The organism is Methylobacterium sp. D48H (assembly GCF_053345715.1).
The window spans coordinates 984,752-1,000,767 of the sequence record NZ_JBKFAP010000001.1 but is presented as its reverse complement, the minus strand read 5'-3'; the positions used below and the strand labels follow the sequence as shown (position 1 = coordinate 1,000,767).

Sequence of the window (16,016 nt, the reverse complement as noted above, 5' to 3'; positions counted from 1 at the left end):
GCGCGCGCGTCGCGCGGCCGCCCGTGCGCGACGCTGCCCGGGCACGACGGGCTGATCGTCCCGGCCGGGGCCCGATGAGCGGTCCGCAGCGCATCATCCCCATCCGCCGGGACTACAACCGCTTCGTCGCCGACGAGACGCTGGAGGATTACGCCCTCCGCTTCACCGCTAAGAAGGCGCGGCGCTGGTCGAGCCTCGAGGTGGCGCAGACGGCCCTCGGCTCGATCTCGTTCCTCGCGCTGGAGGCGATCGGCGGGACGCTGGCGCTCACAGCGGGATTTCCCAACACGGTGGCGGCCGTGCTGGTCGTCGGCCTGATCATCTTCGCCACGGCGGCGCCGATCACGGTCTACGCCGCCCGCTACGGCGTCGACATGGACCTGCTCACCCGAGGCGCCGGCTTCGGCTATCTCGGCTCGACCGTCACCTCGCTGATCTACGCGAGCTTCACCTTCCTGTTCTTCGCCATCGAGGCGGCGATCATGGCGCTGGCGCTGCAGCTCTGCTTCGGGCTGCCGCTGGGCATCGGCTACCTGCTCTGCGCCGGGGCGGTGATTCCCCTCGTCGTCTACGGGATCCGGCTGATCAGCCGGTTCCAGATCTGGACGCAGCCGATCTGGATCGGGTTGAGCCTGCTGCCGCTGATCTTCGTGGCGGCGCAGGGCGCGGGGCCGCTGCGGGCGCTCGCCGGCTACCCGGGCCTCGACGGCGCCGGGGGCGGCTTCGACCTCGCGCGCTTCGGTCTCGCCACCGGCGTCCTGCTGGCGCTGCTCGCCCAGGTCGGCGAGCAGGTCGACTTCCTGCGCTTCGTGCCGGAGCCGCAGGGCCCGCGCGACCGCCACTGGTGGCTGGCGGTCCTGTCGGGGGGCGCCGGCTGGATCCTGCCCGGGATGCTGAAGATCCTGCTCGGCGCCGCGCTGGCGGTCCTGGCGCTGGGCCACGGCGTCCCGGCCGAGCACGCCGCCGAACCGACCCGCATGTACGCGGTGGCGTTCGGCTACCTGACGGGGGAGGGGAGCCGGGCGGCCCTGCTGCTCACCGGGCTGTTCGTCCTCGTGTCGCAGCTCAAGATCAACCTGACCAACGCCTATGCCGGCTCGATCGCGTGGTCGAACTTCTTCTCGCGCCTGACCCACAGCCATCCGGGGCGGGTGGTCTGGCTCGTGTTCAACGTCGCCATCGCGGTGCTCCTGATGGAGCTCGGCATCGACAAGACCATCGAGAGCACGCTGCCGCTCTACGCCTCCGTGGTCTCGGCCTGGGTCGGCGCGCTCGCCGCCGACCTCGCGGTCAACAAGCCGCTCGGACTCTCGCCCCCGGGCATCGAGTTCAAGCGCGCCCATCTCTACGCGGTGAATCCCGTGGGGACCGGCGCCATGGCGCTGGCCCTCGCGGCCGGGGGCGCGTCCTATGTCGGCTGGCTCGGCGCGACCCTGCAGCCCTTCGCGCCATTGCTGACCCTGGCGATCGCGTTCTGCGCCGCGCCGGCGATCGCCTGGGCGACGGCGGGGCGCTGGTACCTGGCGCGGGTCCCGAAGCGGGATTGGGGCGCGGCCGAGGTGGTCTGCCGGGTCTGCGAATTGCCCTTCGAGGGCGAGGACATGGCCCATTGCCCGGCCTACGACGCCCCGATCTGCTCCCTCTGCTGCTCGCTCGACGCCCGCTGCGGCGACCTGTGCAAGCCCCACGGGCGCCTGGAGGTGCAGGCGCAGGCCGCCGTCGCGCGGATCCTGCCGGGCCGCACCGCTGCCTGGATCGGCGCGCCACTGGGCCGCTACCTCGCGGTGATGCTGACGCTCTGCGCGGTGATCGGCCTGATCCTCGGCATCGTGCACGCGGGCGCGACGATCGCCCACCCGGAGAATCGCGAGTTCCTGCGCACGGCGCTGACCAGCGTGTTCTTCACCCTGGTGGTGATCCTCGGCGTCGTGGCGTGGCTCTTCGTGCTCGCCCAGGAGAGCCGGCGCGTCGCCCAGGCCGAGACGATGCGCCAGACCGCGCTCTACCAGGCCGAGATCGCCGCCCATAAAGTCACCGACGCCAAGTTGCAGGAGGCCAAGGAGCGGGCCGAGGCCGCCAACCAGGCCAAGAGCCGCTACGTGGTCGGGATCAGCCACGAGCTGCGAACGCCGCTCTCAACGGTGCTCGGCTACGCCCAGCTCCTCGAATCCGACCCCGCGATCCCGGCGCACCGCGTCAACGGCCTGCGGGTGATCCGGCGCAGCGCCCAGCACCTGTCGGGCCTGATCGACGGCCTCCTCGACATCTCGCGCATGGAGGCCGGGCGCCTCCAGATCCACCGCGACGAGGTCCGGCTGACCGACTTCCTCGACCAGCTGGTCGACATGGTCCGCCTCCAGGCTCGGGAGGCCGGACTGGAGTTCCGGTTCTCAAGGCCCGAGATCCTGCCGGCGGTGGTCGCCACCGACGAGAAGCGCCTGCGGCAGGTGCTGCTCAACCTGCTGTCGAACGCCATCAAGTTCACGGAAGCCGGCACCGTCTCGCTGGACCTCAGCTACCGGAGCCAGATCGCGGTGTTCACGATCCGCGACACCGGCCCCGGCATCCCGGAGGCGGACCTCGCGCGGGTCTTCGAGCCCTTCGAGCGCGGCTCGACCCCGGCCGCCCGGAGCACGCCGGGCACGGGGCTCGGGCTCACCATCGCCAACCTGCTGGCGCAGCTGCTGGGCGGCGAGATCACCGTGACCGCCGCCCCCGGCGGCGGCACGCAGGCGCGGCTGCGCCTGATGCTGGCCTCCGTGGCCCAGCCCGCGCCGATCGCCCCGGCCGCGCCGGCCGCACCCCCGGAGCGGGCCTACGCGGGCGCGCGCCGCACCGTCCTGGTCGCCGACGACGACAGCGCGCACCGCGCGCTGATGCGGGCGATCCTGGAGCCGCAGGGCATCTCGGTGCGGGAGGCCGGGTCGGGAACCGAGTGCCTCGCGACGGTCGCGCAGGGCGGCGTCGACCTGATCCTCCTCGACATCGCGATGCCCGGGATGAGCGGCTGGGCCGCGGCGGCGGCCCTGCGGCAGGCCGGGCATACCGGCCCGATCGCCATGATGTCCGCCAACGTCCACGAGATCAGCCCGACCCGGGGCGACGACGCCCCGCACGACGCGATCTTCGCCAAGCCCTTCGACCTGCGCGACGTGATGGAGCGGATCGGCAAGCTCCTGCACCTCGAATGGACCGAGGGCGCCGCGCCGGGGCGGTCCGGGGCGGCCGCGGCCACGGCGGACGTCCCGGGGCCGGGGCCCGAGCATGTCGGCGAGCTCCTGCGCCTCGGCCGGATCGGGCATATCCGCGCCATCGAGGCCAAGCTGACCCAGATGGAGCAGGACCCGACCGTGCCGCCCGCTTTCGTCGCCCGGATGCGCGGGCTCGTCGAGGGATACGACCTTCGCCGCTACCTCGCGGTCCTGCAGGAACTCGCCCGCCATGACTGAGGCGCCGAAGGTCCAGCCGCACCGGGACATCGTCCTGGTGATCGACGATTCGCCCGACACGCTGAGCTTCCTCACCGAGGCGATCGAGCGGTCCGGCGCCACCGTGCTGGTCGCGGTCGGCGGCGACCTCGCCCTGACCCTGGTGGACGAGATCACCCCCGATGTGATCCTCCTCGACGCGGTGATGCCGGGCCTCGACGGGTTCGAGACCTGCCGGCGGCTCAAGGCCAAGCCGCAGCTCGCCGGCGTGCCGGTGATCTTCATGACCGGGCTGAGCGAGACCGAGCACATCGTGAAGGGGCTCTCCGCCGGCGGGATCGACTACGTCACGAAGCCCATCGCCCCCGACGAGATCCTGGCCCGGATCCGCGTGCATCTCGCGAGCGCCCGCGCCGCGCAGAGCGCCCGGACCGCCCTCGACACGGCCGGGCGGACCCTGTTCGCGGTCGCCGAGGACGGCACGATCCTGTGGTCGACCCCGCAGGCCGGACGCCTGCTCGCCGGGCTCGGCGCGGTACCCTCCGGCGCCCCCGCGCTGCCCGCCGGCGCCCGCGAGTGGCTGCGCGGTTGCCTCGCCGGCGCCGCCCAGCCCCTCGCGCTGACCGATCGCGACGGCGTCGCCTACGCCCTGAGCTTCATCGGCCGCACCCCGGACGAGATCCTGCTCCGCCTGTCGCGCGACGCGCTGTCGGCGGGGGTCGAGCGGCTGCGGGTGCGCCTGCCGGTCACCGGGCGCGAGGCGGAGGTCCTCCTCTGGCTGTCCCGGGGCAAGTCGAGCCGCGACATCGGCGAGATCCTCGGGCTCAGCCACCGGACCGTGACGAAGCACCTCGAGAGCATCTACGCGAAGCTCGGCGTGGAGAACCGCACGGCCGCCTCGATCATCGCGGCGCGGCACCTGCAGGATTGAGCCCGCGCGGAGGCCTGTCGGCAGGGTTGCGCCGGCCGCGGATCCCCAAGCTTGTCCACAGGCGTCGATCCCCGGCGAAACGCCTTGGTAAGCCCCGCCGCCCCACGGTCCCGGCTCAGCCCGACAAGCCGAGTCCGGATGCGATGATGACCAGCCAGCAGCTCGCCGACGAACTGAAGCGGATCGCCACCACCCAGGTCAGCGACATCACGCGGGCGGTGAAGGAAGGCCAGAAGTCGATCGCCCTCAACGAGGTGCGGGACATGGCGCGGCGCCTCGGCCTGCTCGCGGACGCCTTCGATCCGAAATCCGCGGCCGAGAGATCCGAGGCCGACGGCGCGAGCGTCGCCGAAGCGGTCGACGACGCCCAGGCCGCCTGACACCCGTTGCCGGCGGCGCCCCGCCGGTCCCCTCCCAGGAGCGCTCCATGGTCCGCGCGCACTTCACCATCCGCCTCGGCAACGCCTCACTCCCGGCCTCGGCGGCCCAGTGGGTCGAGGATGTCGAGGCCGCCCGGTCGACCGCGCGCACGATCGTGCAGGGGCTGATGCGTCAGCACGGCGGCGACCCGCGCCTCATGGAGGCCGCGATGGTGATCACCGACGACGACGGCGCCGTGCTGCTCGAGATGTCCTTCTTCGACACGCTGTACCTGCCGGTCGAGCCGGTGCCCGACGCCGACCGGCGCCGGCCACGCGCGCCCCGCAGGGCCGCGCCGCGGGGACTGACGGCCGCCCTCGGCCCGGTCCGGCGCCTCGCCGGCGCGCTGGGCATGCGCGCGCAGCCGCAGCCGCGACCGCTGCCCGGGCGCTGAGACGCTTCAGCCGTAGAGATCGCTGACCACGAAGCCCCGCGGCGCGAGGCGCTCGGCCAGTACGCGCCGGTGGCAGCCGGCCGGATCGCGCTCGAAGCAGAGCAGGCAGATCGGCGACGCCTCGGCGAGCGCGGCGAGTTCGTCGAGCGCCGCGATCCCGGCAGCGGTGTCCAGCACTTCCTCGCAGTAGATCCGGCGCATCAGCGCCGCGTCCCCGGCCCGCGCCGCTTGCCGGCCGGATTTCGGGGTGCCGAGGCTGCGCAGATGCGCGTAGCCGAGCCCGGCCTCGCGCAGGGAGGTGCCGAGCGCGCCCTTCGAGAAGCCGCGCTTGCGCGAGTTCGCCACCGCCCGGACATCCGCCAGCACCGCGACCCCGGCCGAGCGCAGGACGCCGACGAGGCGCTCCGAGTCGAGGCCTTCGTAGCCTATGGTAAAGAGTTGCTTACTCACGGTGCCCCGTCCGGACTCGCGTTGCGGGACCGCGACTTAGCCGTATGCGGCCCTGTGAACCAGCCGGGGATCGACGCCGTATGTCGCGGGGATGCAACGCGTCCCGGAATTCCGCCGCAATGATCGCAAAGCTCCGTTAACCGCGCCAGGGCCATCGAATACGCCTGTCTGTGGCGCATCTTCGGTGGCGGGCTAAACACTGATGTCGCGGATCTACACGCCTTCGCGGTCACCGATCGAAGATCTCGCTCGGGGCCTGATCAGTCGCCTCAAGCCGGCCCGGCGTCTCGCCGGGCGCTTCGCCGCCGCCGCGATCCTGGCCGGCCTCGCCGCCTGCGCGTCGAACAACGACTTCTATCCGACGAAGGGCGACGCCAAGCCCCATCCGGGCGTGGCCAAGGCCAAGCTTCACCCGATCCAGGGCATCGATATCTCGAAGTGGCAGGGCAACGTCGACTGGGCCTCGGTCCGCGCCGCCGGCACCCAGTTCGCCTTCATCAAGGCTACCGAGGGCGGCGACCACGTCGACGAGCGCTTCCGGACCAACTGGGACGGCGCGGCCCGGGCCGGCGTGCCGCGCGGGGCCTACCACTTCGTGTTCTGGTGCCGCTCCGCCCGGGAGCAGATGGACTGGTTCAAGAAGAACGTCCCCAACGACCCCACCGCCCTGCCGCCGGTCCTCGACGTCGAGTGGAACGGCCACTCGCAGACCTGCCCGAAGAAGCTGCCCAAGGCCCAGGCCCTGGCGATGGTCACCGAGATGCTGGAGGAGATGGAGCGCTACACCGGCAAGCGCCCGATCATCTACACCGACATCACGTTCCACAAGGACGTCCTGGAGGGCGAGCTCCCCGATTACCCGCACTGGCTGCGCTCCACCGCGGCTGAGCCGGAGCAGCGCTTCGTCAACCGCAAGTGGATGCTGTGGCAGTTCACGTCCACGGGCCGGGTTCCGGGCGTGCGCGGCGACGTCGACCGCAACGCCTTCTACGGCACCCCGTCCGAATGGGCCTCGTTCCTGACGACCGACTGCGACCCGCGCGAGCACAAGCGGCTCTCCGAGCAGGGGCTCTGCACGGACAAGTAGATGAAAGGCGTCGGCGAAACCTAGGTTAGTTCAAGGACGTAGAGCGCGGGGTATGGCTGACCAGCCCGCGCACCGGCGGGCGAGCCCGAGAGGATCCTGACGGGAGACTCTCCTCCCGCACCTCTCCGTCCCCCATGCCGATCGACTCTGCCGCCTCCACCGGCAACCTGCTCCTCGACGCGCTGCCGGGTTCGGATCGCGCCCTGATCGCCCCCCACCTGGAGCCGGTGACCTTCGCCAAGGGGGATACGGCGCTGGCGGCGGGCGCCGCGGCGAGCCACGTCATCTTCCCCCGCGACCAGACCGTCGTGGCGCTGATCGTCGCCACGCGGGACGGCCGGACGGCCGAGATCGCGAGCGTCGGGCACGAGGGCGCGATCGGCGGGATCATCGGCGAGGGGCGGCTGCCGCCCGCGGTCAGCGGGCTGGCGCAGATCGGCGGCGCGGCATTGCGCCTCGACGCGGCGCGGCTCCGGCAGGCAGAGCTCGAGTCATCGACGCTCCGCGACCTGTTCGCGCGCTACGCCGACTGCTTCCTGGCTCAGCTGTTCCAGATCGCGGCCTGCAACGCCCTGCACCCGATCGAGCAGCGCTGCCTGCGCTGGCTGCTGTCGCTGCAGGACCGGACGGGCGGCGACACCCTCCCGATCACGCACGAGGTCCTGGCCTCCATGCTGGGGGTCCAGCGGACCTACCTCACGCGGATCCTGCGGGTGCTGCAGGAGCAGGGCCTCATCCGGGTCGGCCGTGGGCGCATCACGATCCTCGACCGCCGGGCGGTCTCGAACGCCGCCTGCGAGTGCCACGCCCGCGTGCGGATGCAGTGCGAGGCGGTGCTCGGCGCGGTTTTCCGGGCCGAGGAGCCCCGCCGGACCGAGCCGGTCGAGACGCTGTCGCGCGCCGGGTGAGGGACCGGCCCGCGATCCGTCGACCACGTCAGGCGACGACCGGCACGCAGACCGGCGCCGCGAGGCCCGGCACCGGCGCCACCACCACGTCGATCCCGTAGATCAGGCGCAGCAGCTCCGGCGTGACCGTCGCGGCGGCGGGTCCGTCGGCGACGAGGCGGCCCGCGTGCAGGGCGATGAGGCGGTCGGCGCAGAGCAGGGCGTGCCCGGGATCGTGCGTCGAGAACAGCACGGCGATGCCGGCCTGGGCGAGGCGGCGGACCTGCTCGAGGACGCGGGCCTGGTTGCCGAAATCGAGGCTCGCGGTCGGCTCGTCCATGACGAGGAGCCGCGGCTCGCCGCTGAGCGCCCGCGCGATCAGCGCGAGCTGGCGCTCGCCGCCGCTGATCTCGGTGTAGACCTGATCGGCGAGATGCCCGATCCCGAGCGCGGCCAGCGCCCGCTCGGCGGCGGCGACGTCCGACGGCCCGGGGGCGGCGAACGGGCCGAGCCGGCTCGCCCGGCCCATCACGACGACCTCGCGCACCGTGAACGGGAAGTACGCCGCGTGCGCCTGCGGCACGGCGGCGATGGTGCGGGCGACGGCTTTCCGCGACAGGCGCGACAGGTCGGTGCCGTCGAGGATCACCCGCCCGGAGCGGGCGGGCAGCAGGCCGAGCAGCGTCTGGAGCAGCGTGGTCTTGCCGCCGCCGTTCGGCCCGACGAGGCACAGCACCTCGCCGGCGGCGAGGTCGAACGACACGTCGTGGCCGACGATCCGGCTGCCGTAGCCGAAGGCGAGGTCCCGGACCCGGAGCAGCATCAGCTGAAGCCCCGGCGCCCGGACGCCAGCAGCCAGAGGAAGAACGGCGCCCCGACCAGGGCTGTCAGGATGCCGAGAGGCACCTCGACGGTGCCGAGATTGCGGGCGATCAGGTCGACCAGCACGAGGTAGCCCGCCCCGAGGACAAGCGAGGCGGGCAGCAGGCGGCGGTAATCCGGCCCGACCAGCAGCCGGGCGACGTGCGGCACGATCAGCCCGATCCAGCCGATGACCCCGGTCATCGCCACGGCCGCCGCCGTGATCAGGGTCGCGCCGGCGATCAGGACGGGGCGCAGCACCCGCGTCTCCACGCCGAGGGCCCGCGCCTCCGCGTCGCCGAGGCTCATCAGGTTCATGCGCCAGCGCAGCAGCACCAGCGGCACGAGGCCGAGAAGCAGCATCGGCAGGGTGGCGGCGACGTCGCCGAGGGTGACCGAGGACAGGCTGCCGAGGAGCCAGAAGGTGATCGCCGGCAGCTGGTTGTAGGGATCGGCCAGCACCTTGAGGAGCGAGATGCCCGCCCCGAGCACCGCGCCGACCGCGACGCCGGCGAGGACCAGCGTCAGGACCGGGTCGTGCCGCCGCACGGCGAGGCCGACGCCGTACACCGCCGCGACGGCGCCGAGCCCGCCCAGGAAGGCCAGGGCCTGGATCGGCGCCACCGGCAGGCCGAGATAGATCCCCAGGACGGCGCCGAGCCCGGCGCCGGCCGAGACGCCGAGGATGTCGGGCGAGACCAGCGGGTTGCGGAACAGGCCCTGGTAGGTCGCCCCCGCGGCCGACAGGGCCGCGCCGACGACCAGCGCGGCGATCACCCGGGGCAGGCGCACCTGCATCACGACCGTCTCCGCCGTCGCCGGAACCCGGAGGGGCAGCCCGAGCAGGCGGTGGCCGAGGATCGCGGCGAGGTCGGCGGGCGCGACCGGGTACTTGCCGACCGCCAGCGCCACGGCGGTCAGCGTCAGCAGGGCGAGCCCGGCCAGCAGCGCCGCGGGCAGGCGGAGGCGGGTGCGCGCCCGGATCGTCTCGGCGGCGGCCGGGACGCGACTCACCGCGCCGGGCCCGGGGGGGCGCCCGGCGGCGTCGGGGCGAGGAGGGCGTCGGCCTGACCGGCATCGAGGTCGACATGGTAGAAGCGGCCGTAGAAGGCGCGCACCACCTCGGGCATCGGTTGCGGGAACAGGTCCGGATGGAGCCGGGCCGCCAGCCAGCGCAGGCCGATCAGCCGGTTGACCCCCGGCGGGGCGTCGAACCACGGGAAAGGCTGGAGCGGCGCCACGTAGACCCGCCCGGTCTGCACGGCCCGGACGTCCCGCCACAGCGGGTCGGCGCGCAGCCCGGCCGCGAAGGCCGGGTCGAGGGTGACGATCACGTCGGGGTTCCAGGCGAGAACCTGCTCGGGCGAGACGTTGCCGAGGCGGCCGCCCCCGTCCTGCGCGACGTTGCGGCCGCCGGCGGCCTCGACCAGCTCGGTGTTGATCGAGCCGGCGAACCCCGTCTCCAGCCCGCGCGGCCCGCGCGCGTAGTAGACCCGCGGCCACTTGTCCTCCGGGACCGTCGCGACGGCGCGGTCCACCGTGTCGGCGAGGCTCTGGGCCTCCGCCGCCAGGGCGTCCGCGTCGGACTGACGGCCCAGGGCCGCGCCGAGCTGCCGATACGCCTCCGGGGTCTTCGCGAAGCTGCCGTCGAGCAGGATGTAGGGGATCCCGGTCTGCGCCTGGACCCGGTCGGCGAGCGACGCGTAGGTCGGCCCGAGGCTGCCCGAATCCACGATCAGGTCCGGCTTGGCGGCCAGCACCGCCTCGACGTTCGCCGTGCCGCCGCGCCCGGTCAGGCGGCCGTAGGCGGGGAGGGCCCGGGTCCGGGGCGCGAGCAAGGGCAGCGCCTCGGGATGCGGGGCGCTCACCCAGCCGGCCATGAGGTCGGGCGCCAGCGTGTAGAGGAGCACCGCGGCCGGCGGTCCCGCGGCGAGCACCCGCCCGACCCGTTCGGGGAGTTCGACCGTGCGGCCGGCCGCGTCCGTGAACGGGCGCGCCGCCGCCCCGCCGGACGCCGCCAGCAGCAGGATCAGCGCCGCGGTGAGGGCGCGGCGGCGCGCGGGTCGCGGCGCCATCAGGCGGATCTCCGCTCCAGGATCTCGATCAGCGCCCCGTCGGGGCCCTCTACGAAGGCGATCCGCAGGCCGGGGCCGCGCTCCGTGATGCCGGTCCGCACGGGCACGCCCCGGGCGGTGAGATCGGCCATCGCGGCCTCGATGTCGGCGACGCGCAGCCCGAAATGCTCGATCCCGAGGCAGGGCGTGGCGGTCGCCGGCGCGATCTCGTCCGGGGCCTGCTCGATGAAGACGGCGAGGCCGCCGAGGTCGAGCACGACGCGCTGCACCGGGTCCGCGCCGACGCGCTTCACCTCCCGGGCCCCGAAGGTGTCGACGTAGAAGGAGGCGGCCGCGACGGCGTCGCGGCTGCGCAGGTGGAGGTGGTCGCAGGCGTAGTGCATCGGCTCTCCGGTTTCAGGTGATCCAGACGGGCGCGGCCCCCGGCCCGGAGGCGCCGTTCCGCGCCGTGTCCGACGATAGGGCCGGCGCGGAGCCGCGGCGAGATCGGCCGCTTGACGTTCGGCCCGAACCCGCAGACTTTCGCCGCCAGAACCGTTGCAGGGATGCAACATCCATCCCACATCCCGGTTGCGAACCCACATCGCACAGCCAACCGCACAGCCAAGAGATCCATGCGCAATCCCTACGACGTGCTGGGCGTGGCCAAGGGGGCGAGCGAGGCCGAGATCAAGAAGGCCTATCGCAAGCTCGCCAAGGACTTCCACCCCGATCGCAACAAGAACGACGCCAAGGCCAAGGACCGGTTCGCCGAGGCGAATTCGGCCTACGAGATCCTGGGCGATTCCGAGAAGCGCAAGCAGTTCGACCGCGGCGAGATCGACGCCGAGGGCAAGCCGCGCGCGACCGGCTTCGAGGGGTTCGGCGGCTTCGGCGGCGGGCGCGGGGGCAATTTCGATTTCGAGAACATGGCGCGCGCGCAGCGCGGCGGCGGCGGCGGGATGGGCGAGGACATTTTCTCGCACATCTTCGGGGAAGCGTTCCGCGCCGGCGGGGCCGGTCCGGGCGGCCAGCGCCAGGCGGCCAGGGGCGAGGACGTCGCCGCGGAGCTGCTGGTGACGCTGGAGCAGGTCGCCAGCGAGGAGAAGCTGCGCCTCGCCCTGCCCACGGGCCGCGAGGTCGACGTCGTGATTCCCCGCGGCGTGGTCGACGGCCAGACCATCCGACTGCGCGGCCTCGGCCAGAGCGGCGGCCTCCGGGCCGAGCCGGGCGACGCCCTCCTTACCATCAGGATCCGGCCGCACCCGCGCTTCACCGTCGAGGGGGCCGACCTGCGCACCAGCGTCGACGTCCCGCTGGAGGATGCCGTGCTCGGCGGCACGATCCGCGTGCCGACGCTCACCGGCGCCGTCGAGATGAAGATCCCGGCGATGACGAGTTCCGGCCGCACCTTCCGCCTGCGCGGCAAGGGGCTTCCGAAGAAGGACGGCACCCGCGGCGACCTGTTCGCCACGACGGCGATCGTCCTGCCGGAGGGCGAGGACGCGGCACTGACCGAATTCGCCCGCGGCCGCCGGGCGGCCAACGCGGCCTGACGCGCCGGCGTAGCCACCGGGGCGCGCATGAAGGCGCTCGGCGGCGTCCCGGACTTCCGTCGCCGGGCCGCCTCCGCTAAGGAGGCCCCCCGGCCCCGAGAGGGGTCGCGCGGCTTCGGGATCGATCATGGCGGAACACGGGCAGGGCCTTCTGGCGGGCAAGCGGGGCATCGTCCTCGGGGTCGCCAACAACCGCTCGATCGCCTGGGGCATCGCCCGCAGCGCCCGCGCCCACGGGGCCGAACTGGCCTTCACCTACCAGGGCGACGCCCTGCGCAAGCGCGTCGAGCCCCTGGCCAAGGAACTCGACGCCCACGTAATCGGGCACTGCGACGTCACCGAGTCGGCCACGATCGACGCGGTCTTCGCGGAGGCCGCCAGGGTCTTCCCGGACGGCATCGACTTCGTCGTCCACTGCGTCGCCTTCTCCGACAAGGACGAGCTGACCGGCCGCTACATCGAGACCTCCGAGGACAACTTCACCAAGTCGCTCCTGGTCTCCTGCTACTCGTTCACCGCCGTGGCCCAGCGCGCCGAGAAGATCATGCGCCCGGGCGGCTCGCTGGTGACGCTGACCTATTACGGCGCCGAGAAGTGGATGCCGCACTACAACGTCATGGGCGTCGCCAAGGCAGCGCTCGAGGCGTCGGTGCGCTACCTCGCGGCCGATCTCGGCCCGAAGAACATCCGGGTCAACGCCATCTCGGCCGGCCCGATCAAGACCCTCGCGGCCTCCGGGATCGGCGATTTCCGCTACATCCTGAAGTGGAACGAGTACAACGCGCCCCTGCGCCGGACCGTGACGATCGGGGAGGTCGGGGAGACCGCGTCCTACCTCGTCTCCGACATGGCGGCCGGCATGACCGGCGAGATCCTCCACGTGGATGCCGGCTACCACGTCGTCGGCATGAAGAATCCCGAGGCACCGGATCTAACCCTCGACAAGGACTGAGACGGGTCGCTCGTCGCGGCGGCCCAGACCTGAGGCGTGAGCGGCCCGGTGCGGCTCACGCGTCCTCCCCCTCGTCGAACTCCCCCGAGAGCGTGAGCCCGTCGATCCAGGTCTCGCCGTCGCGCTTGATGACGGTGCGCGGCCGGACCTTCCCGTGCTCCGCGATGCCGGCCGCCAGCCGCTCCGAGTGCGTGACGAGCCAGACCTGCGTGCGCTCCGCGGCCCGCGCGATCAGCCGCGCCAGCGGATCCATGAGATCGGGATGCAGGCTGGTCTCGGGCTCGTTCAGCGCGATGAACGGCGGCAGCCGGTAGCCGAGCAGCGCGCCGGCCAGGGCGAGGTAGCGCAGGGTGCCGTCCGACAGTTCCGGCGGATCGAAGGTCCGGCCCGGGAAGTCGGGGAAGCGCAGGCCGAAGCGCGCGTGACGGCCCGGCTCCGGCAGCACGAGTGCCGCGCCCGGGAAGGCGCCGTCGACGGCCTCGTCGATCTCGGTCGTGTCCTCCCGGATATGCGCCAGGGTGGCGAAGACGGCGGCGAGGTCCGCGCCGTCGGACGCGAGGGTCGGCGTCGTCACCGCGAGGCATGGCCGGCGCAGGGGCGACTCGGCATCCGTCCGGAAATCGTGGTGGAAGCGCCACCCCGCCAGGGCGAGGCGGACCACGGCGATCTCGGGATGGCCGGTGGCGTCGAGGAGGCTGCCGAGGGCGGTCTCGGTCGGCAGCAGGTCGCCGCCGAGGGTGCGCTTGCGGCCCTCCGCGTCCCGGACGAAGCCGCTCCGCCCGTCGCGATCGAGGATCACGGCCGCGCGGCCGCGGGTGCGGACCGTCAGGCGCTCGGCCTTGACCTGCGGCTCCTTCCGGAAGGCGGCGCCGAAGGTCGTCCCGCCGACCTGCTGCACCAGCCCGATCTCGACGGCGTAGACGAATTCCTGCCCGATCGTGTCGTGGCGCAGGGTGGCCGACAGGCGGATCCGCGCCGCCTCGCCCTGCCGCCGGCGGCCGGCCCAGAGGGCGGAGTCCATGCCGCCCTCGGCGGCGAGGTCGCGGGTGAGGGTGCCCCGGGCGGCGGCCTGCAGCAGCTCCAGGGCCCGGTAGAGGTTGGTTTTGCCGGTGCCGTTGCCGCCGACGAAGACCGACAGCGCGTCGACCGGGAAGCCGATCCGCCGCAGCGAGCGGTAGCCCGAGACCGCGACCTCTCGAACCACCAGCATCCCGGATTCTCCCGCGTCAGTCGGGGACCGTCAGATCCGCGATGCCTTTGGCGGCCTCGGGGAATCGCGGGTCCATGGCCTCCAGCGTATCCGCCACGGTCCGGGCAATCACGTAGTTGCGGAACCACTTGTGGTTGGCCGGCACCACCAGCCAGGGCGCCTCGGGCGTCGAGCAGCGGCCGAGGGCGTCCGCGAAGGCCTGCTGGTAGGCGTCCCAGGATTTCCGCTCGACCAGGTCGGCCGGGTCGAACTTCCAGTGCTTCTCGGGGTCGGCGATCCGGGCCTCCAGGCGCCGCTTCTGCTCCGCCTTGGAGATGTGCAGGAAGAACTTCACGACCGTCGTGCCCGACTCGGTGAGCAGGCGCTCGAAATCGTTTATCCGGCCGTAGCGGCTCTGCCAGACCGCGTCCGGCACGAGGCCTTTCACCCGCACGACGAGCACGTCCTCGTAGTGGCTGCGGTTGAACACACCGATCATGCCGCGCCCCGGCACCCGGGCGTGGTAGCGCCACAGGAAGTCGTGATCGAGCTCCTCGCTCGAGGGCACCTTGAACGAGGCCACCGCGCAGCCCTGGGGGTTCACCCCCTTGAGCACCGACCGGATCGTGCCGTCCTTGCCGCCCGTGTCGATCGCCTGGAACACCAGCAGGAGGCTCCGGGCGCGCTCCGCGTAGAGGCGCTCCTGGAGGGCGACGATGCGCGCCCGCTCCTGGGCGAGGGCGTCCTTGGCCCAGTCCTTGTCGAGACCGCCGACGTCGTCGGGATCGACCGTGCCGAGATCGAAGGGCGCCCCCGGTTCGACCGCCACGATGCCGGGCGCCGGGCGGATCGGTACGGGCCCGTGCCGGCCGAGCGCCGCCGGGACGGATTCGGCCACGCTGTCGACGCTGCCGGCCCAGCGGGCCGTCGACGGGCGGTGATCCACGGTGGCGCCATGCAGATCAGCCTCACCTGTCATGCCGTCACCGCGTTTGTGGCCGCGATGATGCTTGCCGTGCTTCTTGGACATGGGGCAGGACCTAGTTCCGGATATTGCCGACCGCCGGCGAGAACGGCCGGTAGTCCAGGCTGTTCCGGACGCCTGTGCAGGACGGGGTTGAGACGGTTGGGTACGATCTACTTCATCCGGCACGGCCAGACCGCCTGGAACGCCGAGGGGCGCCTCCAGGGCGGGCGCGACACCGACCTCAATGCCCAGGGGGAGGCACAGGCCGCGGCCGTGGCGGAGCGCCTCGCCGCCGCGGCGGGGCCGGCCCTGGCAGAGGCCGATTTCGTCGCGAGCCCGCTCAAGCGCACCCGGCGCACCATGGAGATCCTGCGGGGCGCCCTCGGCCTGCCGCCCGAGGCGTACCGCGTCGACCCGCGCCTGCGGGAGATCGGTTTCGGCAGCTGGGAAGGCTCCACCTGGGCGGAGATCCGCCGCCGCGACCCGGCCGGGGCCGCCGGCCGCGACCGGGACCGCTGGCACTACCGCCCGCCCGGCCTCGGCGCGGAGAGCTATGCCGGCCTCGTCGAGCGCGTCGGGCCGATGATCGCGGGGCTGGAGCGGGACACGGTCATCGTCGCCCATGGCGGCGTCGCGCGGGCAGCGCTGGTCGCCCTCGGCCACCTCGACGTCTACGCGGCGCCCCGCCTGGGCATCCGCCAGGGCGAGGTCCTGATCCTCGAGCCCGGTGGCTGGCGCTGGGCTTGATCCCGTGCGCCGGCGCAGTGCAAAGCCGCCTCGATAACGGCATGATCGGCAGGCTATAGGGCGGCGGCCAGGACAGGCGCCGGCCCGAGCGGG

Annotated in this window: 16 protein-coding genes; 9 read left to right on the top strand and 7 right to left on the bottom strand. The window is 72.9% G+C overall.

Going from position 1 to position 16,016, the window contains the following annotated elements; genetic code table 11:
- Positions 1–74 precede the first annotated feature (74 nt).
- The 4 genes from ACLBX8_RS04860 to ACLBX8_RS04845 all read left to right on the top strand — a co-directional run bounded on the left by ACLBX8_RS04860 (position 75) and on the right by ACLBX8_RS04845 (position 5,173).
- Complete coding sequence (locus tag ACLBX8_RS04860) at positions 75–3,449, top strand: hybrid sensor histidine kinase/response regulator (protein WP_447698463.1); 3,375 nt, start codon at positions 75–77, stop codon at positions 3,447–3,449.
- Positions 3,442–4,359 (top strand): response regulator transcription factor, encoded by a 918-nt coding sequence (locus tag ACLBX8_RS04855; RefSeq protein ID WP_056531874.1) that lies wholly within the window; start codon positions 3,442–3,444, stop codon positions 4,357–4,359. Before ACLBX8_RS04860 ends, ACLBX8_RS04855 begins: the two co-directional genes overlap by 8 nt.
- Positions 4,360–4,502: 143 nt before the next feature.
- Positions 4,503–4,739, top strand: coding sequence for a hypothetical protein (locus ACLBX8_RS04850; RefSeq protein WP_020092961.1), 237 nt, complete (start codon positions 4,503–4,505; stop codon positions 4,737–4,739).
- Positions 4,740–4,786: 47 nt separating this feature from the next.
- Positions 4,787–5,173 carry a DUF6894 family protein gene (locus ACLBX8_RS04845; protein WP_447714674.1) on the top strand — a complete coding sequence of 129 codons (387 nt, stop codon included), beginning with the start codon at positions 4,787–4,789 and terminating at the stop codon, positions 5,171–5,173.
- 6 nt (positions 5,174–5,179) lie between these two features.
- Here the strand turns inward: ACLBX8_RS04845 and ACLBX8_RS04840 are convergent, their stop codons facing one another.
- Entirely contained in the window at positions 5,180–5,623 is a 444-nt protein-coding gene (locus tag ACLBX8_RS04840; protein ID WP_020092959.1) for a DUF488 domain-containing protein, read from the bottom strand.
- Positions 5,624–5,825: 202 nt separating this feature from the next.
- Between ACLBX8_RS04840 and ACLBX8_RS04835 the strand changes: the two genes are divergently transcribed.
- Positions 5,826–6,710 (top strand): glycoside hydrolase family 25 protein, encoded by an 885-nt coding sequence (locus ACLBX8_RS04835; RefSeq protein ID WP_020092958.1) that lies wholly within the window; start codon positions 5,826–5,828, stop codon positions 6,708–6,710.
- 134 nt (positions 6,711–6,844) lie between these two features.
- Positions 6,845–7,618 carry a Crp/Fnr family transcriptional regulator gene (locus ACLBX8_RS04830; RefSeq protein WP_020092957.1) on the top strand — a complete coding sequence of 258 codons (774 nt, stop codon included), beginning with the start codon at positions 6,845–6,847 and terminating at the stop codon, positions 7,616–7,618.
- 28 nt (positions 7,619–7,646) lie between these two features.
- Here the strand turns inward: ACLBX8_RS04830 and ACLBX8_RS04825 are convergent, their stop codons facing one another.
- The 4 genes from ACLBX8_RS04825 to ACLBX8_RS04810 are packed head-to-tail and all read right to left on the bottom strand — an operon-like array spanning position 7,647 to position 10,916.
- Positions 7,647–8,420, bottom strand: coding sequence for an ABC transporter ATP-binding protein (locus ACLBX8_RS04825; RefSeq protein WP_447714673.1), 774 nt, complete (start codon positions 8,418–8,420; stop codon positions 7,647–7,649).
- Positions 8,420–9,472, bottom strand: a complete 1,053-nt coding sequence (locus tag ACLBX8_RS04820; protein WP_447714672.1) for a FecCD family ABC transporter permease — start codon at positions 9,470–9,472, stop codon at positions 8,420–8,422. Before ACLBX8_RS04820 ends, ACLBX8_RS04825 begins: the two co-directional genes overlap by 1 nt.
- The gene (locus tag ACLBX8_RS04815; protein WP_447714671.1) at positions 9,469–10,533 is read right to left on the bottom strand and encodes an iron ABC transporter substrate-binding protein; all 1,065 of its coding nucleotides are present in this window, start codon (positions 10,531–10,533) and stop codon (positions 9,469–9,471) included. Before ACLBX8_RS04815 ends, ACLBX8_RS04820 begins: the two co-directional genes overlap by 4 nt.
- Complete coding sequence (locus tag ACLBX8_RS04810) at positions 10,533–10,916, bottom strand: VOC family protein (protein WP_447714670.1); 384 nt, start codon at positions 10,914–10,916, stop codon at positions 10,533–10,535. Before ACLBX8_RS04810 ends, ACLBX8_RS04815 begins: the two co-directional genes overlap by 1 nt.
- Before the next feature lie 231 nt (positions 10,917–11,147).
- Here ACLBX8_RS04810 and ACLBX8_RS04805 point away from each other — a divergent pair, with 231 nt between their 5' ends.
- Together ACLBX8_RS04805 and fabI are read left to right on the top strand one after the other, a co-directional pair.
- Positions 11,148–12,068, top strand: a complete 921-nt coding sequence (locus tag ACLBX8_RS04805; protein WP_056531888.1) for a DnaJ C-terminal domain-containing protein — start codon at positions 11,148–11,150, stop codon at positions 12,066–12,068.
- Between the two features lie 127 nt (positions 12,069–12,195).
- Positions 12,196–13,020: an enoyl-ACP reductase FabI gene (gene fabI / locus ACLBX8_RS04800; protein ID WP_132366064.1), complete on the top strand. Its 825-nt coding sequence runs from the start codon at positions 12,196–12,198 to the stop codon at positions 13,018–13,020.
- Between the two features lie 55 nt (positions 13,021–13,075).
- Here fabI and ACLBX8_RS04795 read toward each other — a convergent pair whose 3' ends face one another.
- Entirely contained in the window at positions 13,076–14,230 is a 1,155-nt protein-coding gene (locus ACLBX8_RS04795; protein WP_447698467.1) for an AAA family ATPase, read from the bottom strand.
- A gap of 16 nt (positions 14,231–14,246) precedes the next feature.
- A complete protein-coding gene (locus ACLBX8_RS04790; protein ID WP_020092949.1) occupies positions 14,247–15,239 on the bottom strand; it encodes a polyphosphate kinase 2 family protein in 993 nt (330 codons plus the stop codon).
- Positions 15,240–15,335: 96 nt separating this feature from the next.
- On the opposite strand from ACLBX8_RS04790, the gene ACLBX8_RS04785 reads away from it, so the two are divergent.
- On the top strand, positions 15,336–15,923 hold the full coding sequence (locus ACLBX8_RS04785; RefSeq protein WP_020092948.1) for a histidine phosphatase family protein: 588 nt from the start codon (positions 15,336–15,338) through the stop codon (positions 15,921–15,923).
- The last annotated feature ends 93 nt before the right edge of the window (positions 15,924–16,016 follow it).